We start from the raw sequence: 23673 nt of genomic DNA on the forward strand, positions 1-23673 counted from the left end.
ATCCCTTGAGCTGCGGCCACTACCGCAATTGCACACGGGCAACACATTCCGGCAGCCCTGCCTTAATCATGGTTTCATCATTTTTGACGGTGATAAACAGGCATTGCTTATCCTCATCAAACGCCAGGCTATTGGGATGCGGAGCCATGGATATGGTCTGCAACAGGCAATAGCGGGTAGTATCAAATACCGTTAGCGTACCCTCACCAATATCCACGCGAATACCTTTGCGATTGGCGACGTACAGCCTTTGCCGTTCGCCATCCCATGCCAGGCCGATCGGCACTTCATCCGTTGCCATACGTGCGATAACGTCGCCATTATCGGCGTTCAGAACAAAGACCTGATGACCGGCGCTACGGGCAACATATTCACGTTCCAGATGATTGTTACGCCAATCGCTGCGGTCAATTCCCTGATCGACACCGAAGATCCGGTTTTGCTGTCGGTCATAGACCATATTAAGCAGTTGATCGACTTCGATCTCCCATTGGGAAACCATCGCCAAGCTGTCTGGATCTACCACAAACAGCTGGCCCTGCATGTTAGACACGAAGACGCGACGCCCCGGTTCATCCAGCGTAATCCCCACCACGTTATAGCCGAACCCGTGAATAATTTTCTCCAGCTGGCGCTTGCGGGTATCGACCACAAACAGCACGCTATCAATGCCCAACCCCAGCCCCGGCAAGAACAGCCGCTCACTGCGTGGATCGAAAACCAGCTCCCGAAGCTTCCAGGGAAAACCTTCGCTCACGCCAAAACGCTGCAACTCCCGTAACAAAAAGGCCTGCCGCTCACCGACAATCCCCTCCCGTTGATACAGCTGATGAAAAGCAATCTCCTGCATCAGCTCAATGGTGGCGATCGGCCTATTGGCGGCAATATCGACGACGGCAACGGTGCCATTAAACCCCTGAGAGAGGTAAAGATGCCCACGGCGATCGTCCAGCGCCACGCCAAACCCTTTGACCTGCAACGGGATCGCCATCTCAACAGCCAGGGTTTGCGGATTTATCCGCAGTACACAGGATTGCCGCTCATCCTCCCAATCGGGTGAACTGACAAACAGCGCCCGTTGTGAGGCGCTGTAAACCAGCTCTACCAGGGTTTTTGCCGGGTAGATGCGCTGAATATCGGTCAACGGCTCCTGCTTCATAACACACTCCTGTTATGGCGTAATGCATCAAGCCGCACCGTCGGTTGACCAACGGAATCGGCCATAACGGCAAACACCTGACGTGTCGTTTGGACGATTTGCTGTACCTGTACGCCTGAATAGCGATCGGTGCGATAGCTCAACATGACGCGCACCGCAGGGTCGCCGTCGATTTGCTCTTCCATCACCTCAAACTGCAAACCCAGCACCGATTCTGTTTTCTCGGGATCGATCTGGCGAAAGCGGATCTGCTGGCCGTCGGCCAAGCTAAACGCCCCGTTAAGCTTATTTTTGGCGTGAAGCTGAATGAAGACCTCAAACATATGGCTGTCGTGCGGCATGTGATCGCCAAACAGCCCCTCTTCGACCAAATCGATCGGGATGTCGCTAAAAGGCAGCGAATCATTTATCTGCCGTTTCACGTCATCGATCAGCGCGTTCAGCGTAACGTCATCGGCAAAACCGATCCGATGAGCGACAACGGTGGTGAAATAACCGATGGTATCGAAGAATTGCGCGTCATTACGCCCAGAGGCCGAGGTGCCAATGACCAGATCTTTCGCGCCACCAAGCAGATGGATCGCCACAGCAATTCCGCTATATACCACGTTAAACAGTGAGGCACCCTGCTGTTTCGCCAGGCGATAAAGCCCGGTGGAGACGGCGTGTTCCAGTTTGAACTCAACCCAGTTGCCGGAGTGAGAAGCCGCATCATTCTGTTGCGCTTCGCTGGCAAAAATCGACGCCGCAGACGGTGCAGGGTGCAAACGTTCCAGCCAGAACCGCAGATGTCGATCGTTGACCCCAGCCTGTTGCTGTTGGATTGCGAACGCGTGGAACGGCGCAGGTGTCTGCTGCCACTCCGGTGCCGATCCGGCGGCACGGCTTACCATCGCCAGAGCCAATTCATCCATCAGGATATTCACCGACCACTCGTCCAGCACAATATGGTGGAACAATAGCGAAACCACCTGTTGACCATTTTCCTCATCCCGCAGGAAGGTGATGCGTACCGGTAACTCATCGGCTAGCTCAAAGTGGTGGCTGGCTGCACGCTGTAGCGCCTGATCCAGCGGTACATCCTGAGACTGCGAATGCCAGAACCATTCGTACTGAGACAGCATCTCCGGCGGAACGATCTGCTGATAAACCTCGCCGGAAATGTCGACAAACAGGGTGCGCAGAGCCGGATGCCGCAGCAAAATATCCTGGAAGGCCAGGAAGAAAAGCCCTTCATCAATCGGGTCGAGAAAGCGCAGCGCAAAGGGAATATTGAAGGCTTCACCACAGCCTAGCGCCTGATAGATTTTCCACAATGACCGTTGCGCCAGCGATAAAGGAGCCTGCGGACTTGGCGATGTCAAACTCTCCGCTTGCTTAGCCGACGGAGCAGCCACGTTATTCGCGATGCAGGCATAGCGCGCCAGTTGAGCCGCGCTGGGATAGCTGAAGAGATCGTTGATATTGATCTCAAGATGCTGCTGACTCTTCAAGCGACCAATAATGCGTGTGGCAATTAGCGAGTGCCCGCCGAAATCGAAGAAATCATCATGTTCCCCCATCGTAGGCTCGGCGAGCGCCTCGCGGAAGGCTTGCAGGATATGTTGCCGTATTGCCGCATCGGCTCCTGGCGAGACAGGGGAAGCCGTTGCCCCCGCCAAGACCTCCACCGAAGTCTGCCGAGCGGTACAGTCTGGCTGCGGCAAGAGCTCCATAGTGAATGGCACAGAGGAGTGCGAGGAAACTTGCTGCTGATACAGTACGCTGACCTTGTGCGGTATCTCTCGCCAATCCAGCGATGCTGACAGAATGCGATGCACCACCATCCCCAGAATGCCGCCGCTGTCGCCGGAAAACAGCATAAAGCGCAACGGCGGGGTCTGTTCCAGATCAAAAGGTATCGCTTTGGTGCGTAACAGGGCGTCAATGGCTTCCTGGGGATGACGGATCGCCTGGATGCTCACCGCAGGTGGTGAGCATGGATTGTTACTGCGCATCAGACCGCGCTCATCATAAACGTAACGGACATTCATACCTGGCAATTGCCGTTGGGCTTGTTCCAGTACGTTAAGCAAGCGGCCATAATCCACGGCACCGGTTAACCGCCAGGCCAACACCTGTTGGCCCTCCCCATATAGTTGTTGTTGGTGCTCGAACCAGGCCCGCTGCTCAAACTCGCTAGCGGCTTCTTGTTCACCGCTGAATTCGCTAAAACTCGTGTTCACATTTCCCTCCCAGGCAAAAACCTGCTGCGCCTTTCATTGGCGATAGATGGCCTTAGAAATCCAGTTGAACGACGGTGCCAACCAGACGTGGCCGCTGAATAACCGCGGTAGAAACGTCGTTATTCATCACCATGATGCGTTTATCAGAATCAAACAGGTTTTGCGCAAACACGCTGACGCGCCCCTGCTTGAAGGCGTAGGCCAACTGCATATTGGCAATCACTCTGGAAGGGATTTTCCCGCGTGGATCGTTGTCGTATTGGGAATAATAGGTATCGGAAAGCGTCACATTACCGCTTAACTCCAACCCCGGCATAAGATTATATTTCGCCCCCATATTGGCGGTGACAGCCGGAGCGCGCGGTAATTCATGGCCATCGATTCTGCTGTCGGAGAATTTCTTGATTTTGGTTTTTAATAACCCTACAGAGCTATTCAGCTCAAAATTCCCCGTTGGTTTCCAGATAGCCCCAAGTTCAGCGCCATAGGTTTCGACTTTATCTGCATTGCGGATCATCATGGAACTCATAGTGGGATCCAGATAATACGGCAGCTGCATGTCTTTATAGTCGTTATAAAACAGGTTGGTGATAACCTCGAGATCAAGATCTTCAATGCCATGGCGGCTATACAGCTCATAGTTCCAGACATATTCAGGATCGTAGGTATAGTTGATCAAGGGGGCGGAAAACGTCATCCCAGCGCCACCGCCGTTATAGCCGCGAGCCACCTTGGCACCGAAGGTCTGCCGCGATGAAGGCTTCCACGCCACATCCAGCTTGGGCAGGAATACATCCCAGGTTTGATCAAAATCGACCTTGCGCGCCTTGCCGCCCTTGCGTTGACGGTGCTCTCTTTCCACCCGGCTGGCGGCGGTAATATCGATATGTGGCAACACGGCCCAGGTCAATTCGCCAAAGGCGGCGTAGGTATCTGTTTTATCCTTGAACGGGCTACCGCCAGGGAACAGGTTCACAAACTCATCCTGCGACGCATGGAAGTAACGCGCACCAACCAGGCCACGCCAACGATCGTTTGGGGTGCCGAACAGCACCAGCGGTTCCATTTGGAATTCTTTGCCTTCGATGTCGGCCCACGGCAGCGTTTCTACGGTACGGCGATGGTTACTGAAATCGGTATAAATAAACTTGTTCTGCACGCTCAACTGCTCCGACGGCTCCCAGGCAATATCCCAAATGCCACTGGTGGATTGGGTCTCAACGACTGGGCGACGGCGGTCAAAACGGGAACTGGCGTGGTTAGCCGGGCTTAGTGCCTCATTCTGCGGTGCCTGGCTTTCATAGTGATTTATCGAAAGTTTAGTGGTGAGATCGCGTAGCCCGGCCGGGTTAAACAACAGCTTCCCACGGACGTTGGTCACTTCGATTTCGCGTGGATTACCCACCGGCTCGTAGGAGATCAGATCGACAAAGCTCTCCCGCCGCTGGCGATCGGCGCTCAGGCGAAATGCCAATTGGTCCTCAATAATCGGCCCCGATAACATGGCAGAAGCCTGGGTAGAATCCTGATTGCCGCCCCCGGCCCTGACCGCCGAAGTCCAGTCAAACGTCGGATCCTTGCTGCTCATAACCACCGCACCGGCAATCGCATTGCGCCCCTGAATGTAATTTTGCGGCCCTCGGTACACTTCGACCCGTTGCATATCCCACAGGGATTGCGGCCCGACGGCCAGTTCGTTATAGGTTAAGGAACGCCCATCGAGCGAGAGGTTCATGCGTGGCCGTGTACCGCTGAGGAAGGCATTGGCACCATTGGCTGGCCCTGAACCATCAATACCGCGAATGGTTGGAATATCGTTACCCATGCCCGTATCCAGAACGTTGACCGTCATTTTTAATAAATCGGATACCTGCGCTGCACCGGGCAGTGAATCGATCCGCGCATCGTCAAACACCTCAATACTGGAGCCGGTATCGTAAATAGTGCGTCTTACCTTTTCCCCGGTAACAATAATGGTTTCTGGCTCGTTATTCTCATTGCGCATTGGGGCATCATCGGCAGCAATGGCATCCGCTACGGCGAAGACACATAACCCCAACATGAGGGAGGGCATATGATATTTATCAGAAATACGTTGGGGCCTGTTAAATAATGAAACCGGGCGTTTTTTATCACCCTTTAGTTCGCTCATTGAGATCTCCTTTGCCAAATGCACACTAAATTTTTAGTTTGTTCAACTGAGCGACAAAGAACACACTGCTTAATTGCTGGTCTTTACGACCTTATTATTCGTCATCCACCAGGATTTCCCGAGGTACGTCGACCAAGAAACAAGTAAGCCAACACATGCAAACGATAATCATTTACAATATTGAATGCAAATCAATTTGATCATATTTGCGACAACACGCCCTTAACCTTAGCGACAGCCGCCACGCAGTAATAGAGCCAGCAAGTACCCGCCACCTATCATCCCCGTCATTAATCCTACCGGCATCGTCAACCCTGATGGCTGTATCTGGGCGACAATATCGGCCCCTAACAATAAACAGCCGCCCACCAGACCCGCACTGACCACCGGCAGGTTCGAGCCTCGCGTCAGGCGTATTGCCAGCTGTGGTGCCATAAGGGCGATAAAGGCAATCGGCCCCGCCGCACTGGTTGCCACCGCAGCCAAAATCACGCCACAAAACGTCATAATCTTGCGGGTGAGAGCGACACGGACACCCAGTTGGTGGGCTACCTCATCCCCCATTGTCATGATGTTCACCCCCCTGGCACACATCAGCACCACCGGTAATAACAACGCGATGCTGGTGGCCACCGGGATAACGTGCAGCCAGTTTCGCCCCTGAGTGGTTCCCGCCAGCCATAAAGCGGCCATCACGGCGTTATCAATATCGCCTTTAACCAGTAGCAAACCATTGAGGGCACCGAGTACCGCACCGACACCAATACCCATCAATATCAGGCGGTATCCCTTCACCACGCCGTGATGATGGGCTAACCAGTAGACCAGCAGCGACGTCGCCAGCCCCCCGGCCATGGCCGAAAGCACAATCGCCACGGTGTTACCGTTGAGCAGAACAATCTGCACAATCGCACCGGTTGCCGCACCGGTGGTAAAGCCAATGACGTCTGGCGATCCGAGCGCATTGCGCGATACGGATTGAAAAATCGCCCCGGAGATGCCCAAGGCGCCCCCCACCAAAACCGCCGTCAACACGCGCGGCAGGCGGATCGCCCTGACAATTTGCTGCGCCATGGGATTTCCCTCCCCCGCGATGGCTTGCAGCACGCTCGATACCGGCAATGTAAAGCGCCCTACCGTCAGAGCGAAAGCGGCAGCAACCAGCAGCAAAGAGGCCAAAACCAGGCATACCACCACCGTCCTGTTGACGCTCATCTCCGTTCCCCCTGCCAACGTTTCACCAGCAACACAAAACAGGGGCCACCGATCAGCGCCACCATGACGCCAACGCTGACTTCACCGGGATAGCCAACGATGCGCCCCAGAATATCGGCCAACAGCACCAGCATGGCGGACAACAGCATGGCCCAGGGTAATAGCGCTCGATGCTGCAATCCGGCAATAGCGCGGGCAAAATGCGGCGCGGTCAGGCCAACAAAAACGATTGGCCCAGCCGCCGCCGTGGCTGCTCCGGCCAGTATCACGATAATCAGCGCGGACATGACCACCAGCCAGCGCGGATTGATGCCGAGCGCCTGACCGGTATCCGAGCCGAGTGCCGCCATATCCAGCATTTTGCTGCCGGCCAACGCCAGCAACAGCCCCACGCCCACCAGCATGGCAACCGGGAGCAGTATGTCGAACCCTCTTCCCTGTAACGAGCCAATCACCCAGTGCCGGAAGCGATCAAACGCCTCTGGTTCACTGTTGATGATGACGAGTTGAGTCAGGCTGAGCAGCACAATGGTCAACGCAGCCCCGGCCAGCACGATCCTTACCGGGTTTTTGCCATCAATGCCGCCAACCAGCCACACCGCAACGCTGACTATCGCCGCACCGGCCACGCCAAACCACATAGCGCTAAAGACATCCGCCACATTAAACAGTGCGATCGACAGGACGATCGCCAACGTGGCACCGGCATTCACACCGAGCAGGCCGGGATCGGCCAGAGGATTACGGGTGAGCGTCTGCATGATGACGCCAGCCGCGCCAAGAGCCGCTCCAACCACCATTGCCAATAAGGTGCGCGGTAGCCGTAGGTAGCAGACCAGCAAATGCTCGCTATTGTGCGGATCAAACTGCGTGAGCGCCTGCCAAATCACCGCTGGTGGAATGGGGCGAGCACCGAAATAGAGGCTAAAGCAACCGAGAACCAGCAGTAACATCAGGCCAGGGATCAGGCCAACCAGTCGCCAGGCACGCATTTCACCGCTCCCGCGTTGGGCTGCTGGCAAAATGGCGGACAATGTCTGCCACCATCTCACTGGCGCTGTAGTAATCCACCCGGAATGCATGCGCGCCGAGGCTGTAAACCTGGTGCTGTTGTACCGAAGGCAGGCGCTGAAGCAGCGGGTCACGCAGGAATTCGTTGATCCTGACGTCGCCCGCGCTCAACAGAAATGTGGTGCCCGCCGTTAACTGCGTCAGATTCTCATATTCAGCCCAGATAAAGTCGCCGGAGCGGGTGAGATTGCTTTGCCAGGCCGGGTTTGGCGCTTCGATCGAAAATCCCAGCGACTCGAGTAAGCGGGCATGCACGCTGGCCGGTGTCGCCACGGGATTGACCGTTCCCGGGCCGTTAAAATTGATAATATTGGCTTGTCCGTCAGGCAGATGGATTTGTTGACGGGCGTTGGTAAGCAGCGCGTCAAAACCGCCGATCCGCCGTTCAACCTGTGCCTCAAGCCCCAACGCGGCTCCCAGCTCACGGGCCAGAGCTTGCCAGGTCTGGTTGCCATAATTCACGATAATGACTGGCGCAATGGTCCGCAGCTCAGCCAAATGGGCGCGCGATGAATCTGCGCCATTGATTGAGACAACGATCAAATCGGGGGCTGTGGCATAGGCCAGTTCGAGATCGACACTGCCCGCAGGCCAGGCTTTAGCGATATGACGCCGTTCGGCCACCTTGACCCATTGCCCAAAGAACTGACCGTTTACCGCCGTCGCGCTGGCGACAACCGGCGCATCAATCGCCAACAGCGTTCCGGTGACGCTGACGGAGGTAGAGAGAATACGGCCCGGAGGTGCCGGGATCTGCGTGACGGAGCCATCCGCGTTGTGAAACGCCCTGGGCCAACCTTGCGCAAAGCCATGGGCGCTCCCCATCAGCAAGGCGAGTAATAATAAAAACCCCAATGCGGGATGACGACGTTTACCCGGTAACAACCTCATCTTGTGCTTGCTCCCTGTGGATAACCCCGAGGTGCCATCTCAATGACCACGGAGTGAACTTATGTGCCTCGCATAACCTTACCCTGCTCAATGTATCGCCAACAACTTAAAAAAGAATAATTTTCATTCGCATTAAGCTCTGTTATATATTTAGGCGGCTTCCGTTGGCAAACCAGGAACGATATGCAATGAAATCATTGACTCCAATGCAGGCGGCTTCATGGGTAGGCAGGCACTCTGCGCAGGCATTAGGCGGCGTTGCCGCGCATTTGTACGCAGAATTCGATGGCACCATCACCGATATCCCCCGCTTTCGGCACGCAGTGGACGCACTCTATCGCACACACCCAATGCTGCGTCTCCATGTCACCGCAGAGGGGCTACAGCATGTGGTCGTCAGTCACCCACCACTGGGCATCGATGATTTTTGCCATTACCCACCAGCCGAAGTACAACGCTTGCTGGCTGACAAGCGGTGGCGCATGGAAAACCAGCAGTTGCTGCGCGATCGAGGCTACCCGTGCGAAATCAGCCTGACGTTATTACCCGGGCAGACTAGCCGACTGCATATCGATCTGGATATGATCGCCGCGGATGCCCTCTCCTTTCGCATCGTGGTGGAAGATCTCGCCCGCTTCTACCAACAACCACCGCCGCCGTGCGCCCCTGTGATGGAGGTTGCCTGGTTTCGCTATCTGGCGCAGCGTACCCACGATCCGCTGCTGCTCAGCGCCAGAGAACGAGATCGCGCCTGGTGGCGGCAGCGTTTAGCGGACATTCCCCCGGCTCCCGCCATTCCCTATACGGACAGGCCGTGTCAAACCCGCAGAATGGCAATCCAGCTTAATCCCCAAATCAGCCATGCCTTGCAGCACTGCGCGCGCCACCACCATCTGACGTTAAGCTCGCTTTTCCTTGCTTTGTTCAGCCTGACGATGATGGAAGGTTTCAGGCAGCCCGCGTTGCGCCTCAACGTACCGACCTTTTTCCGCGCACCCAAGATTGCGGGCTGCGCTGACATCGTCGGTGATTTTTCCGATCTGTTGTTGTTCAGCGCCGAGCTACACCCCGATGAAACGCTGCTGCATCATTGCCAACGCACCATGGCACAGCTGCACGAAATCCTTGGCCACGGCGGCTATTCCGGGGTGAGCGTGATGCGCGATCTTTCGCGGCTGCGGGGCCAGTTGCAATACTCCCCCATCGTCTTTACCGCCGGGTTCGGTATCTCCGGTGGCGTGCTGTTCTCTGAGCGGGTCGGCGGGCAATTGGGTGAACTGGCGTGGGTCATCTCCCAGGGGCCGCAGGTCGCGCTGGATGCGCAGGTAGCCTGGATGGGCGATGAAATTCTGATCAACTGGGATGTGCGTGAAGACGCGTTCCCCCCCGGCCAACTGCATCAACTCTTTACGCGTTTTCACACGCTCGCCGAACGCCTGGCCGCGGCACCGCAACACATTGATGACAGCGTTTCCCGCTGGTTGACACCGCCAACGGCTGTACGGCAAAAGGAGAAGCGAATGGGGAAACCATTAACATCACTCCAGCAGGCTTATCTGCTGGGAAGCAGCGAACAATGGCCGCTCGGTGGCGTGGCCATGCACGATTTCAGAACCTTTAGGGGGCTCATCGATCCTGCGCATTTCCGCCGTCGGCTGGCAGAGTTGGTTAATCATTTTGCCGCATTACGCACCTGGATCGAGACGGAAACACAGCAGCAGCACATTCTGCCTGAGCTGGAACCTCACCTGGAGGAGTTCGATCTGCGTGATGCCAGTAAAGAAGACGCGGCTAAAAAAGTGCAACAGCTACGGCAACATTACCAACAGATCCGCCATGATCCATCTTCGCCGCCCTGGAAAATCGTTCTGATCGCTCTACCTGGCACAGAGGAGTACCAGATTTTCACCAGCTTCGATGCGCTGATCCTCGACGGCCAAGGGATCTCGCATATCATCGCCCGGCTATTTGATAAACAACCGCTTGCAGCACTTGAGCATGACGCTGCACCGAACGAAGCAGATGAAGAAGAACGGGAACGGGCAAAAGCCTGGTGGCAAGACAAGCTGGCGCAGGTCGTTACCTCCTCCCGGCTTCCCTGGCAGCAACCTTTGGGCGAGATCGTGCATCCCCGCTGGCGGCGCGAACAACAAATTCTGGCTGCCAGCCACCTGAAGCAGCTCATCCGCCTTGGCGCATCCCGGGGGCTATTTGCCAACACCACGCTGTCAGTTATCGTGCTCGACACGCTGGCACTCTGGTCGGAAGATGAAACGCTCACGGTCGGCGTCCCCGTGGCCTTCCCGGCCAAAGAGGGGCAAGCTACCAATCGATCGACGTTTATTGCCATTCACTACGTCCGCCATCGCCAGCCGTTAGACGCCAATGGCAAACGTCTACAGGAAGACATTCTTGGCGGATTACAAAACCTTGCCTGGTCAGGTGTGGATCTGGCTCGCCAGTTGTCACCGCGAACCGCTCGTGCTCCCGCGCTGCCGGTGATCCTGACCAACTGCCTGAGCTGGGAAACGCTCCCGGCCAACGCGCCAATCCGTACCGAAAGCGGCCTGACCCAAACGCCGCAGGTCGCGCTGGATATTCGCCTAATGTACGATGAGCAGCGCAATTTACTGATAATTGCCGACTATGTTGAGCAGGCTCTCGCGCCCGAACAGGTCAGCGCCATGCTGAATGCGATCCACCAGCGCATGTTGCATATTATCTCTCAGGGTTCGTTGGATGCCCCCGTCCACAACGCGATGAATTACCCACATTACCGGGCTAATACTCCAGCTAGCGCCGCCGTAAACGATGATTTTCTGGGCCGCATCGCAGAAAATCTGTTTTCCGGCACTCGTACTGGGGTGGCAGTGATCTGTGGCGAACAGCAATTACGCTGGCAGGCGCTGGGTGAGCTCGTCGCCAGCATGGCCAACGGGTTGCTTGAGCGCCAGTTGGAGCCGGGGTGTGTAGTGGCAATTTATCTGCCACGCAGCCTGGAGCATATCGCTATCTCGCTAGCCTGCTCCCTGTTAGGGATCATCCGGGTGCCGATAGAGATTAATTCGCCTATGGAACGGACGGCGTATTTACTGGAAAATTGCCAACCCAAGCTGGTGATAGGCGATGAAGATGCCGCAATCCCAGACTCAATCACGCCTGATAAGCTCAAATCCACCAACGTCAGCCCACCTCGGTTTGACGCTCAAAGCGACAGCAGCCAACCCGCCTATTATCTCTATACCTCCGGCACCACGGGCAAACCGAAATGCGTCGTGCTGAATAACCGGGCCACGGCCAACGTGCTTGGGCAAACCCTCGCTCACTGGCAAATCACCGAGCGGGATGTCTTTATCTCGGTGACGCCGCTGCACCATGATATGGCGGTGTTTGACGTGTTTGCCTCACTCAGCGTGGGGGCAACGCTGGTGCTGCCAGCCAGGCATGAGGAAAAAGACGCCATCAGTTGGAGCCACCTGGTAGCACAACACCGGATCACACTGTGGTGCTCTGTGCCAGCGATCCTGGAAATGCTGCTGGACTGCGCAGCGCCAGACCAACTCTCCTCCCTGCGGTTAGTGGCCCAGGGCGGCGATTACATTAAGCCCGCCACAATACGGTTATTGCGTTCAAAGCATCCTCATCTGCGGCTAATTTCACTCGGCGGCCCGACGGAAACGACCATCTGGAGCATCTGGCACGAGATCACCGCTAGCGACACGGCGCAAATTCCCTATGGTAAGCCGCTGGCTGGCACTCAGTATTTTATCTGTCATGCCAGCGGTGAACATTGCCCTTGCGGCGTCGCTGGGCGCATCCACACTGCAGGGGCCAATCTGGCCTGTGGTTATCTGGAAAATGGGGCGTTGGTGCAGCACGACTTTGTTGATGTTGTAACGCCAGACGGTGTTAGCGAACGAACGTTCCGTACCGGGGATATTGGCTATTACCGGCCGGACGGCGCCATCATGTTTGCCAACCGCATTAATGGCTACGTCAAAATTCGCGGCGTACGGGTTTCACTGCCGGAAATCGAGGAGGCGTTGCGCCAGCATCCAGCCATCGAGGATGTTGTGGTGCTCGATTACGCGGTGGACGATACGCCAGAACAGTCGCTGGGAGCGGTCTATCTGTCAGCGAATAAAGTCCCACCGAGTATGTCGGAGCTGCGTAACTTTGCGCTGCGCTATTTGCCCGCTACTCACATCCCTGGCCGCTTCATTGTGCAACCCCGCTTCCCCCTCTCGGCAAATGGCAAAGTCGATCGCCATGCGCTGCGTACCAAACTGGAGCAATTACATGCGGTGACGTTCGCCGCCCCGGTGACACCACAGCAAAAAGTGCTGGCAATCTATTGCGCCGTAATAGGTCAGCCACTGCGGCCTGAGTGGCATCAGCAGACCCCGTTTCTTGCCATGGGGTTGAAACTCAGCCATATGCCAACGCTGAGGGAGAGGATCAACCTGGAACTCGGCGTTTCACTGCCAGCGGCGGCCTTGATCAAGTGCAAAAACGCCGAGGAGGTTTGCTCACTCCTGCGATAAAAAAACCACTCCCCGCCAGCGGACCTGCCCGTTGGCGGAAGATCTTACTGATTTAGCAGCTGGTAAACCGGCTGCTGTTCCCCTTCGGGCATCATCGCCCTGCGCAGGAAACTGTTCAGGTGTGTGAACATCTCCTCAACGTTCAGGGAGGCATACATTGCAGGATCGGCGTCGATATCGATATGCAGTTCGCTGGCATCCGTACGGCCACGCCAGGTAATGTTAAAACCATCCCCTGGGCCGCTCGCCATGACTTCGCGCTCTGCTTCACAGCCTGCAAACAGCGGAGGATCGAAGGGAAGTACGTTGATCAACGGTGAGAAAAAGTAACGCGTTCCTTTTCCCAACCCTTGATCGGCGGCCAGGGTCTCAATGCGATAACGCCCGTGGGCACGCAGGTCACGCAACGTTTTCGCGGTGCGTTTGACGTAGTCCGCAACCTTCTCCTGTGGTTCAATCTGGATAAACAGCGGCAGAATATTCACCGCCAACGCCGGGACGCTGGCGGCCACCGTGCCACGACGATTCATGACGGGCACCCAGATTGGCTGTGCCTCCCCTTTATTCTCCCCATAAAGCTGAAACGTCAGCCAGGCAGCGGAAAGTGCCAGTAGCAAATCTGGCCAGCCTGTACCGCAGCGCTCGGAAAAGGCGTTCAACTGCCGGCTAAAATATTCAGGCAGTACCGCTTCGCTGTGCAGACACTCCGCACCATAGTCCTCCCCGCCCTTTTGCAGAACCGGGAGCGAAGGCGCATCGGTAACATACCGACGCCAATACTCAGCGTCCTGCCGCGATTTTTCGCTACTGGCGTACTGCTGCTCTTCAGCCAGAAAATCATAAAACGCGTGGAAAGGTTGACTAACGGTGGTTTTTTGCCGGTGGGCGCGGTAAAGCTCAGCGAGGCGATGTTCGATCAGCGCCATGCCGAAACCATCAATAATAATGTGATGTGCCCGGATATAAACGGTGTAATGCGTAGGTGAAAAGCGGATCAGCCAGACGGCTGCCAGCGGCTGGCTCAGCAAGTTGAGCTGGCACTCGATGTCGGCCTGCATCATCGACTCGGCAACGTCGGCCTGTTGTAACTCGATCTGGCGTACGCGAGGACGCAGTTGGGGATTGCAGCGCTGTTGCGGTAGATCGCCATTGTCAGGCAGTTGAAACTGGATGGTAAAAACATCGGTTTCAGCAACGACCTGCTCCAACGCCGCCAACAGCACCGGTTCATCAAGCTCGCCGCGTAGCGTAATGCGGTGGGCGACGGTAGAGACGGGCTGATACGGGTGAAAGCTAAACTCTTCCCAAAAATCAAACTGTGCCGGTGTCAACGGCAACCAACGGACTGACTGAACAGTTTCCAACATGTTCCATCCCTTTTCAGTTTCTCAGTGTTGTGAAACAGCGGCGTTGTATTCACCACCCGGTGAACGCTCTGCTTCATTCCAAAGAACGGTGTGTGACTCACGACTTGCTCAGCACTGAAAATGAAAAGAATAGTTTGCGCGATCTGACAGGATGAGTAGCCCACCCATTAATGGAAATAGTAATCATTATCATTGAAAAATGAAATATGAGATTGCTGTCAAACTGCAATAAACTTGAGCGTAGGGTCCCGCTAAAGCAGACAACGGGGGAATGGAAGGGAAAGTGACACAATAGAAAAGACGAAGCCCTGAGTTATTGCTAACTCAGGGCTTCTGAATGTTGGCGGAACGGACGGGGCTCGAACCCGCGACCCCCTGCGTGACAGGCAGGTATTCTAACCAACTGAACTACCGCTCCGCAACGTTCCCTCTTGCGGGGGAACGAGCCGAATATTACGGTTGCCTCGTCATTCCGTCAACGTCTTTTCTTATAAAAAGAGTCGTTTGCACAGTTTTTCAACGAACACTCGCTGATTATGCCGCTTTAGCATCATTTCTATCCTGAAAGGCTGTTATTCGGCTGCTGCGCCACCACGCCACAGACAGCTACCGCCCTTCTTTTGCACCAGATCCAGACGTGTTTCGTGAGCCTGCAACTCTGCATCACTGGCGTAAATCACTTTCATCGCCGTAGCCGGGCGTTGGATACGCTGGATATCCTGGGCTGAATCCGTCTGCTGAGTGTCCCCTTCCATCTGAAAAGCCATCGAGGTCTGGCCACCGGTCATCGCCAGATAGACTTCCGCCAGGATCTCGGCATCGAGCAAAGCGCCGTGCAGCGTTCGCTTGGTGTTGTCTATCTCATAGCGGTTGCACAACGCATCGAGGTTGTTACGCTTGCCTGGGAACAGGCGGCGCGCCATCAACAGGCTGTCGGTGATGGTGCAGAAGGTATCCGTCTTCGGGATATCTCGCTGCAACATGCGGAACTCGTGATCCATAAAGCCGATATCAAACGCTGCGTTATGAATGACTAATTCGCCACCACGGATAAAGTCGATAAATTCAGCGGCAATCTGATCGAAAGTAGGCTTATCCGCCAGAAATTCATCGCTGATACCGTGTACGCCGTAGGCTTCCGGATCCACCAGCCGATCCGGCTTGACGTAAACGTGGAAGTGGCGCCCGGTCAGGCGGCGGTTGATCACCTCAACGGCCCCGATCTCAATGATACGGTGGCCTTCGTAGTGAACCCCTAGCTTGTTCATACCGGTGGTTTCGGTATCGAGAACGATCTGTCTGGTTGGTGTAGAGATCATAATGCTGTGCTCATGGCGCTGGTTTATGTCAGACTTGGTTTTTATAAAACTGATAGGAAGAGTCTACCAGAGATGCTTAAACAGGTAGAAATTTTCACCGACGGCTCTTGCCTTGGTAATCCAGGCCCCGGCGGTTACGGCGCAATTTTGCGTTATAAACAGCACGAGAAACTGTTCAGCGCGGGTTATTACCTGACGACCAATAACCGCATGGAACTGATGGCCGCCATTGTGGCGCTCGAAGCCTTGACCACCCCCTGCGAAGTGGTGCTGAGCACCGATAGCCAATACGTACGTCAGGGGATCACCAGTTGGATCCACAACTGGAAAAAGCGCGGCTGGAAAACCGCCGACAAAAAACCGGTGAAGAACGTCGATCTCTGGCAGCGCCTGGATCTGGCGATTGCCCGTCACACTATTCGTTGGGAATGGGTCAAAGGCCATGCCGGGCACCCGGAAAACGAACGTTGTGACGTGCTGGCACGCGATGCGGCTGGCAGCCCGACGCAGGACGACGTTGGCTACAAGCCCGAAGCTTAAGGCAGTTTGCGATAACTCTTGGTCGCGCCCACTGCGCGGCTCAGAGAGTGTTTTCTCGCCCCCACTTTCATCGGCGTTGGCGTCAGCGGCAAGGTTCGCTTGCGGGCCACAATCACGCTCATACAGCCGAGCGCCGGTAAATGCGTACTCAAGAAAGTGCCTCCCTTACGCTGCCAAGGCAACACATGGAAGCGCGTCTGATCCAACACCTCATAATTGAGCAGGCTGAGCCAGTCCAACAGGCGCATCTGGGTAAACATCCGGCTGACGTAAGGCTGGCGTTGGCGCAACCGGGGGATCAGCTTCCCCAGGCCAAGCAGGCTAAAAGGGTTGAAACTGCTGATCACCAGCCAACCATCGTCGATCATGACGCGATCGACCTCACGCAACATACGGTGAGGATCATCGGCGTAAGAGAGCGTATGGGCCAATAGACAGACATCGACGGACTTTGCCGCAAAGGGCAACTGATAAGGATCGGCCTGCACATGCAGGTTATCCCCAGCCAACCCCACGTTAACCTGATGGGAGATGGCGCACTTTTCGCAATCCAACTCAGCGCTGAGATTGCCGATCTTCAACAGATGGAAACCAAACATCTTGGGCCACCAGGGCTGCAACTGCCGCTCCAACGCCTCACGATAGTATTCGCCCCACGGCAACCCGGCCCAGGAGTAAGGGCCAGTGAGCTTTTCTAGAGTCTGGGCTGGTTTCATGGTTTAGTATCTCTTTCAAGCCGTTGCCAACGAGAGGTGTTCCATGAATCTTATCAGCATTCCCGCTTTTCAGGACAATTACATTTGGTTATTGGCTAACCAGCAAGGGCGCTGCGTGATCGTCGATCCCGGCGAAGCTGGCCCGGTATTGGCGGCGTTGTCCCAACGGCAACTGACCCCCGACGCCATATTATTGACCCATCATCACCGCGACCACGTCGGTGGCGTAGCGGAAATCGTTGCGCAATATCCGTATCTGCCGGTGTATGGCCCCCAGGAAACCGCTAATAAGGGAGCAAATCGGTTGGTTCAGGATGGCGATATCCTGGAAATTGGCGGGCGTCGCTACACCACCATCGCGGTTCCAGGACATACCCTGGGTCACCTGGCATTCTACAGTGCACCTTATCTTTTCTGCGGGGATACGCTTTTTTCAGCGGGCTGCGGACGGCTTTTTGAAGGGACTGCGGAGCAAATGTACCACTCATTTCAAAGGCTCGCGCAACTTCCCGACGAAACCTTAATTTGTTGCGCACACGAGTACACGCTCTCAAACCTTAAGTTTGCCAGAACAATTTTGCCGCAAGACCGCCAAATTGAAACATATCAGCAACAAATTGAGCAATCAAGGGCAAAAGGAGTACCTAGCCTGCCCACAACGCTGCAATTAGAGCGTAAAATCAATCTGTTTTTACGCTGCCATGATACTGATTTACAAAAGAAAATAGGCTTTAATTCACCACCAGGTCAGCTTCATTCGGTTTTTTCCGAATTACGCCTGCGCAAGGATGCCTTCTAAGCTTTTAGTTGTGTTTTTTGGCGAAGCAAAGTATCCTTGCTCGTCTTTTAAGCAACTATATTGACACACACATGAAGGCTAAAGCGATACTTCTCGCCTCGGTCCTGTTGGTTGGTTGCCAGTCATCCTGGAAGGATGTACCTGCACCAAAGCAACATGCACAGAGTCTGTCTTCGGCAGGTCAAGAAAGTGAAGCAGGAGAGTACACAGCGAGTTCGGCACGGTGGCTAGACAGTAACAGTAGCGCCGCTCAGCAGAACCTGTGGAACTTCATTAGCGACGAGCTGAAGATGGAGGTTCCGGAAAACGACCGGATCCGTGAACAAAAAAGAAAATATTTAAAAAGTAAGAGCTATCTCCACGATGTAACACTACGGGCAGAGCCGTACATGTACTGGATAGTCGGGCAGATTAAGAAACGCAATATGCCGATGGAACTGGTACTGCTACCCATAGTGGAGAGCGCTTTTGACCCCCACGCCACGTCAAGTGCCAATGCCGCAGGGCTATGGCAGATCGTGCCGCAAACGGGTCGCAATTATGGTTTGAAAAACAATCAGTGGTATGACGGGCGCCGTGATGTTGTGGCCTCGACGACCGCTGCGCTTAACATTCTGGAGCGTTTGAACCGCATGTTTGACGGTGACTGGTTATTGACTATCGCCGCTTATAACAGTGGTGAAGGCCGAGTCATGCAGGCGGTTAAGGCGAATAAACGTCAGGGTAAGTCCACCGAGTTCTGGGCATTGTCGCTTCCGCGTGAAACGTCAATCTATGTCCCGAAAATGCTGGCACTGAGCGATATCATCAAGCACAGCAAAAAGTACGGCGTCAAGTTACCCAAAACTGACGAAACCCGTGCACTGGCGCGTATTGATGTCGGGCAGCAGATCCAGTTGACTCAGGCGGCAGAAATGTCTGGGCTTTCTCTTACCAAGATGAAGGCTTATAACCCTGGCTACAAAAAAGGCATAACGGCACCTAATGGGCCCCATTACATCATGGTTCCCAAAAAGAATGCCGCACAGTTGAAAGACTCGTTGGCCGACGGGCAGATAGCTGCGACATTACCAACCACCCAGTTGGCGAAGAACAGCAGCCTGTCTGGCGGAAGTGCGTATAAGGTTCGCTCCGGCGATACGTTATCTACCATCGCCAAACGGTTGAACGTTAAGACCAGCGATTTGCAGAGTTGGAACAATTTGCGTGGCAAAAGCACGCTGAAAGTTGGGCAAACCCTGCAAGTGGCCAGCAATGCCAGAGATAACAGCAGCATCACCTACCGAGTACGTAAAGGTGATTCACTATCGAGCATTGCACGTCGTCACGGCGTCGAAATTAACGACGTGATGCGTTGGAACTCAAGACTCGGCAAAAGCAGCAGTCTGCAACCCGGTTTGAAGCTGACGCTGTTTGTCAGCAACAAGTCGTCGCCGGAGACCTAAGTTTTCGCCACCAAAAAAGCATCCCTCGGGATGCTTTTTTATTGACCAAATTTGGCTACCAGACCGGTTGATCGGTTTGCGAATGGAACTCCACCAGCAGCGGATTGTGGTCTGAGGCCTGAGTCACCAGCACCGAGGCTTGCGTAACGCCCAGGTTGCGGTAAAAGATAAAATCCAACGGACGGCCAAAGGCTTTACGCCGATGATCGTCGGCGAAATTGACCTCGCGCAACGCCATATCGCTGGCAAATTGATACAGCGCGTTGATGCGCTTGCGGCTCCAGGCGTTAAAATCCCCCGCCATAATTACCGGCCCCCGATGGAGGGCGATCTGCTCACCAATCGGGCCAAGCTGCTTGCTGTAAACATCGACCCCCAGGCTAAAGTTCACCGCATGAATATTCACCACCATCAACAGCTGACCATCTAATAAAGGGTAGACGGTGATCAACGCCGACTTGGCCAAACGCAACAGCGGCTCCCGTTCGCGCAGCGGGCAACAATACACCGGATGTGCGGCCGCCAGCGTCATCACGCCGGAAGGGTGTTGCGGCAACACAAAAGCGGGCACCTGATCGGCCGCCAGATAGTTAGAGGTGGCAAAACTGACCAATTCCGGCGTGGTCTGTGCCTCCTGCAATAGCACCAGTTGCGCATCTTTACCGAAGTCTTTCAGCACTGATAGCCAATCGGCACGTTGCTGCTTGAAAATATTCCATACCATCACACGTAGCGCGCCAGACGTAGGCAGTGCGGCCCCGGGCGGTAGCGGCTGATTGATGACACCAGGGAAAATCCGTTCAACTGGCTGGCCCGCAACATACCTCATTGCATAAGTTCGTTTCGGCACGTTATTCGCCTATTTCCCGTTCGGATGAAGATCACGTTGATAGCAACATGGCTACCAAGACTCAATTGAGTATACGCCTGAGCGGCTCTACCAACATGGCTTTTAGAGATCCAGTTATAGGGGCAAGGCGGGCCGATTTCAATCAATGCTGTGTATGTGTCTGTAAAGGTTAGCGCTGAATGCAAAAAGGCCCGCAAGTGCGGGCCAAGAAGAAAAGTGCAGAATGGGATCAGGCAGGCTGCCGTTGATAGTGTTTATCCAAACGACCACTTAGGCCAATCAACAGCAACGCCCCCACCACTATCAGTGCGCCGATCCAAGGCGTTTGCGCCAACCCTAGCGAAGCCACGGTCTGCCCTCCCACCACCGAACCCAACGCGATCCCCACGTTGAAAGCCGCGATATTCAGGCTGGAAGCAACGTCCACCGCATTCGGCGTATACAGCTCGGCTTTCTGCACCACATAAACCTGCAAGCCAGGGACATTACCAAAGGCAAATACCCCCATCACCACCACCGTCAGCAGTGCAGCGACGCTGTGACTAGCGGTAAACTGAAACACCAACAGCAAGGCGGCTAACGCGGCAAAGATCAAGCTCAATGCCCGTACCGCGCCATGACGGTCGGCCAGCTTGCCACCCCAGATGTTACCGATGGCCACCGCAATACCATAGGCCAGCAAAATCCAACTGACGGCCGGAGCCGAAAACCCGGCCAGTTCCTGCATCATCGGTGCCAGGAAAGTAAAGGTCGTGAACACCCCGCCGTAGCCCAGCACGGTAACGGCATAAATCAGCAGCAGACGCGGCTGAGTCAGCACTTGCAGCTGATCGCGGATGCTGGCATTGGCCTGGTTCCTGATGTTGTTCGGGATCAGCATCAGGCTGGCAATAATCGCCACCATGCCAATCAACGACACCGCCAGGAAGGTCTCACGCCAGCCGAAGTGCTGGCCGATAAAGGTGCCTAACGGCACGCCGGTCACCACCGCAACGGTCAAGCCACCAAACATGATGGCGATGGCCGTTGCCGCCTTCTCTTTGGCTACCAGGCCGGTGGCAATGGTTGACCCCACCGAGAAAAACACCCCGTGCGCCAGGCCGGTCAGTAAACGAGCAACCACCAGTGACTCATAGCTCGGTGACTGCCATGCCAGCAGGTTGCCTAGGGTGAACAGCACCATCAGGCCCACCAGCAGCATCTTGCGCGGCACACGGCCGGTTAAAGCGGTCAGGACCGGCGCACCGATCGCCACCCCGATGGCGTACAGGGTCACCAGCAGCCCTGCGGACGGCACGGTGACGTTCAACTGTTCGGCGATGGTCGGGATCAACCCGACAATCACAAACTCCGTGGTGCCGATGGCATAGGCACTGATGGCCAAGGCAAGTAAAGCGAGAGGCATTGCTAACTCCAAAATAGCGTTCGGGTTGATAGCGGTGATTATCTGCCTGTGCTTAAATGATAAAAATGCTCAAAATTTCAAATAAATTTTGCTGATGGAGCAACAATGAAGGCAAACTCGGATGAACTGATCACCTTCGTCACCGTGGTGGAATGCGGTAGCTTCAGCCGCGCAGCGGAGCACTTGGAACAGGCAAACTCAGTGGTCAGCCGCACGGTAAAAAAGCTGGAGGGCAAGCTGGGAGTTACGCTGCTCAATCGTACCACCCGGCAGATCAACCTGACGCAGGAAGGCGAAAGCTATTTCCGCCAGGTGCAGAAAGTCCTGAGCGACATGGCCGCGGCGGAAAATGCGCTGATGGAGAGCCGCCAGCGGCCCCAGGGCCTGCTGCGCGTCGATGCCGCAACACCGGTCGTGCTGCACGTGCTGACGCCATTGGTTGGCGAGTTTCGTGCTCGCTACCCGGAAATGTCGCTCTCGCTGGTCTCTTCAGAAACCTTTATCAACCTGATTGAACGCAGGGTCGATATTGCCATCCGCGTGGGGGAACTGACAGACTCAAGCTTGAAGGCCCGCAAGCTGATGACCAGCTATCGAAAAATTATCACGTCACCAGCCTATCTGAAGCAGTTCGGTACCCCGCAAAGCGTGGAAGAGTTGGCGCAACACTGCTGCATCGGCTTCAACGATCAGCCCAACCTGAACCGCTGGCCATTAGCCTGCGCCGATGGCAGACAGTTGGAGATCACTCCAGGGCTGACCACCAACAGCGGAGAAACACAGCGCCACCTCTGCCTGCATGGCAACGGCATCGCCTGTCTGTCGAACTTTATGATCGATGAAGATATCCAGCGTGGGGATTTAGTGCAGATCCTGGTCAAGGAAACGTTGCCGGTGGCCATACCGGTCAATGCGGTTTATTACAGTGACAACGCCGTGAGCAACCGCCTACGCAGCTTTATCGACTTTCTTAGTGAAAGCCTGGCCCCCCGCTAACCTGGCCGATGTTGTAACCAGAATGCGGTGGGCGTCAGGCTACCCAGTTTCTTCTGCGGCCAGCCCTGATTGTAGCTGACACAGATCGCCTGCAATACTGCATCCAGAGAGGAGTTCTCTGCCACCGGTAACAACTGCGCCAGTTGGCTTTCAAGCCGCAGTACGATCTCCATTTGCGGTGGCGTGGGCTGTTGCAACTTTATCCCCTGCTCCCGACACCATAGTTGTAAGGGATGGGTCTGAGACTCGCTATTGCCGAACAGCTTTTTACTTTCAGTCTCAATAGATTGTATATCACCTGGGCAGTGCGGTAACAGTTCCTTCAGCCAGTTGACCACCAGCATCGGCGAGGCTCCCGCAAAGGCTCGCGCACTCAGCCAGCCGCTGACCTTCTCTTCGGCCCACAAGAGGTGCTGCTCGCCTCCATCCTCGGCCAATAGACTAATTCGTTGATAAAAAAGGGCGAGAGTTCCCGGTATTTCACCAGCCTTCACCGCCTTTCTACCTCGTAGCGCCCTGCTCTGTGCCTCCCCACGCTGACCCACACCGCGCAGATAGCGATCCAACCCCGCACGGGAGATCGGCTGTTGCATGCCCTGAGCCACCACCACCAGCAACTCATCCAGCGGCAGCTGTAGTTTTTGTCTCAGCCAGTTGATAAGCAAACTCTGCTCGTCCGTCAGCGCCTTGCGAAGGGTCTTGGGTACCGTATGACGATCGGCAACATCCTGACGCTGCCGCCAACGGCGCACCGTCGCCACGGAAATGCCCAGCTCCTGCGCCAATACGCGGTCACTTTTATCCGATTGCTGGATATAACGCCGCACTCGTGGGGTGGTGGTCGCATTGGCATGCAGCTTGATTTCCATCGTGGACTCCACACTAAAATTGATGCTCTATCATAACCAATCTTGTGAGATATTTTATAAATTCACCTCACACTGTGAACTGATTCACCTTTCTTTAAAATCCATTCACT

The 23673-nt window shown here is 55.2% G+C and carries 16 protein-coding genes, 1 tRNA gene and 1 pseudogene; 5 read left to right on the plus strand and 13 right to left on the minus strand.

Translation table 11 applies throughout. From position 1 onward, the window contains the following. Nucleotides 1-19: 19 nt before the first annotated feature. From ABIE29_RS06965 to fepB, 6 genes are all read right to left on the minus strand, one after another. Nucleotides 20-1159, minus strand: a complete 1140-nt coding sequence (locus ABIE29_RS06965) for a YncE family protein (RefSeq protein WP_429617501.1) — start codon at nucleotides 1157-1159, stop codon at nucleotides 20-22. Beyond that, on the minus strand, nucleotides 1156-3384 hold the full coding sequence (locus ABIE29_RS06970; protein ID WP_429617502.1) for a condensation domain-containing protein: 2229 nt from the start codon (nucleotides 3382-3384) through the stop codon (nucleotides 1156-1158). The genes ABIE29_RS06965 and ABIE29_RS06970 overlap by 4 nt, the downstream gene beginning before the upstream one ends. Nucleotides 3385-3436: 52 nt before the next feature. Continuing rightward, complete coding sequence (locus ABIE29_RS06975) at nucleotides 3437-5536, minus strand: TonB-dependent receptor (protein WP_429617504.1); 2100 nt, start codon at nucleotides 5534-5536, stop codon at nucleotides 3437-3439. A gap of 228 nt (nucleotides 5537-5764) precedes the next feature. Next, nucleotides 5765-6751: a FecCD family ABC transporter permease gene (locus ABIE29_RS06980; protein ID WP_429617506.1), complete on the minus strand. Its 987-nt coding sequence runs from the start codon at nucleotides 6749-6751 to the stop codon at nucleotides 5765-5767. Then, nucleotides 6748-7743, minus strand: a complete 996-nt coding sequence (locus ABIE29_RS06985) for a FecCD family ABC transporter permease (RefSeq protein ID WP_429617509.1) — start codon at nucleotides 7741-7743, stop codon at nucleotides 6748-6750. The genes ABIE29_RS06980 and ABIE29_RS06985 overlap by 4 nt, the downstream gene beginning before the upstream one ends. 1 nt (nucleotide 7744) lies before the next feature. Then, complete coding sequence (gene fepB, locus ABIE29_RS06990; protein WP_429617510.1) at nucleotides 7745-8713, minus strand: Fe2+-enterobactin ABC transporter substrate-binding protein; 969 nt, start codon at nucleotides 8711-8713, stop codon at nucleotides 7745-7747. Nucleotides 8714-8901: 188 nt separating this feature from the next. Here fepB and ABIE29_RS06995 point away from each other — a divergent pair, with 188 nt between their 5' ends. Then, entirely contained in the window at nucleotides 8902-13257 is a 4356-nt protein-coding gene (locus tag ABIE29_RS06995; RefSeq protein ID WP_429617511.1) for an amino acid adenylation domain-containing protein, read from the plus strand. 44 nt (nucleotides 13258-13301) lie between these two features. Here the strand turns inward: ABIE29_RS06995 and ABIE29_RS07000 are convergent, their stop codons facing one another. From ABIE29_RS07000 to dnaQ, 3 genes are all read right to left on the minus strand, one after another. Beyond that, complete coding sequence (locus tag ABIE29_RS07000; protein ID WP_429617512.1) at nucleotides 13302-14624, minus strand: condensation domain-containing protein; 1323 nt, start codon at nucleotides 14622-14624, stop codon at nucleotides 13302-13304. A gap of 341 nt (nucleotides 14625-14965) precedes the next feature. Further along, nucleotides 14966-15042: transfer RNA gene (locus ABIE29_RS07005), tRNA-Asp, on the minus strand. A 154-nt stretch (nucleotides 15043-15196) separates the two neighbouring features. Beyond that, nucleotides 15197-15943 (minus strand): DNA polymerase III subunit epsilon, encoded by a 747-nt coding sequence (gene dnaQ / locus ABIE29_RS07010; protein WP_429617513.1) that lies wholly within the window; start codon nucleotides 15941-15943, stop codon nucleotides 15197-15199. Between dnaQ and rnhA the strand changes: the two are divergent. Next, a pseudogene (gene rnhA / locus ABIE29_RS07015) lies at nucleotides 15897-16483 on the plus strand (ribonuclease HI). The gene dnaQ and the pseudogene rnhA sit on opposite strands and share 47 nt — an antisense overlap. On the opposite strand, the gene ABIE29_RS07020 reads toward rnhA, so the two are convergent. Further along, complete coding sequence (locus tag ABIE29_RS07020) at nucleotides 16480-17199, minus strand: class I SAM-dependent methyltransferase (RefSeq protein WP_429617514.1); 720 nt, start codon at nucleotides 17197-17199, stop codon at nucleotides 16480-16482. The pseudogene rnhA and the gene ABIE29_RS07020 sit on opposite strands and share 4 nt — an antisense overlap. Nucleotides 17200-17242: 43 nt before the next feature. Between ABIE29_RS07020 and gloB the strand changes: the two genes are divergently transcribed. Continuing rightward, entirely contained in the window at nucleotides 17243-17998 is a 756-nt protein-coding gene (gloB, locus tag ABIE29_RS07025) for a hydroxyacylglutathione hydrolase (RefSeq protein ID WP_429617516.1), read from the plus strand. A gap of 71 nt (nucleotides 17999-18069) precedes the next feature. Then, complete coding sequence (gene mltD / locus ABIE29_RS07030; protein ID WP_429617518.1) at nucleotides 18070-19443, plus strand: murein transglycosylase D; 1374 nt, start codon at nucleotides 18070-18072, stop codon at nucleotides 19441-19443. Nucleotides 19444-19498: 55 nt separating this feature from the next. Here mltD and ABIE29_RS07035 read toward each other — a convergent pair whose 3' ends face one another. Both ABIE29_RS07035 and ABIE29_RS07040 read right to left on the minus strand, forming a co-directional pair. After that, the gene (locus ABIE29_RS07035) at nucleotides 19499-20293 is read right to left on the minus strand and encodes an endonuclease/exonuclease/phosphatase family protein (RefSeq protein WP_429617519.1); all 795 of its coding nucleotides are present in this window, start codon (nucleotides 20291-20293) and stop codon (nucleotides 19499-19501) included. 229 nt (nucleotides 20294-20522) lie between these two features. Continuing rightward, nucleotides 20523-21698, minus strand: coding sequence for an MFS transporter (locus ABIE29_RS07040; RefSeq protein ID WP_429617520.1), 1176 nt, complete (start codon nucleotides 21696-21698; stop codon nucleotides 20523-20525). A gap of 105 nt (nucleotides 21699-21803) precedes the next feature. Here ABIE29_RS07040 and yafC point away from each other — a divergent pair, with 105 nt between their 5' ends. Next, nucleotides 21804-22694 (plus strand): DNA-binding transcriptional regulator YafC, encoded by an 891-nt coding sequence (gene yafC, locus ABIE29_RS07045; RefSeq protein WP_429617522.1) that lies wholly within the window; start codon nucleotides 21804-21806, stop codon nucleotides 22692-22694. On the opposite strand, the gene ABIE29_RS07050 is transcribed toward yafC, so the two are convergent. Then, nucleotides 22691-23563, minus strand: a complete 873-nt coding sequence (locus tag ABIE29_RS07050) for a hypothetical protein (RefSeq protein ID WP_429617525.1) — start codon at nucleotides 23561-23563, stop codon at nucleotides 22691-22693. The genes yafC and ABIE29_RS07050 overlap by 4 nt on opposite strands. Between the last annotated feature and the right edge of the window lie 110 nt (nucleotides 23564-23673).

The sequence above is a fragment of the Serratia sp. 2723 genome, assembly GCF_050434425.1.
Classification (GTDB): domain Bacteria; phylum Pseudomonadota; class Gammaproteobacteria; order Enterobacterales; family Enterobacteriaceae; genus Chania.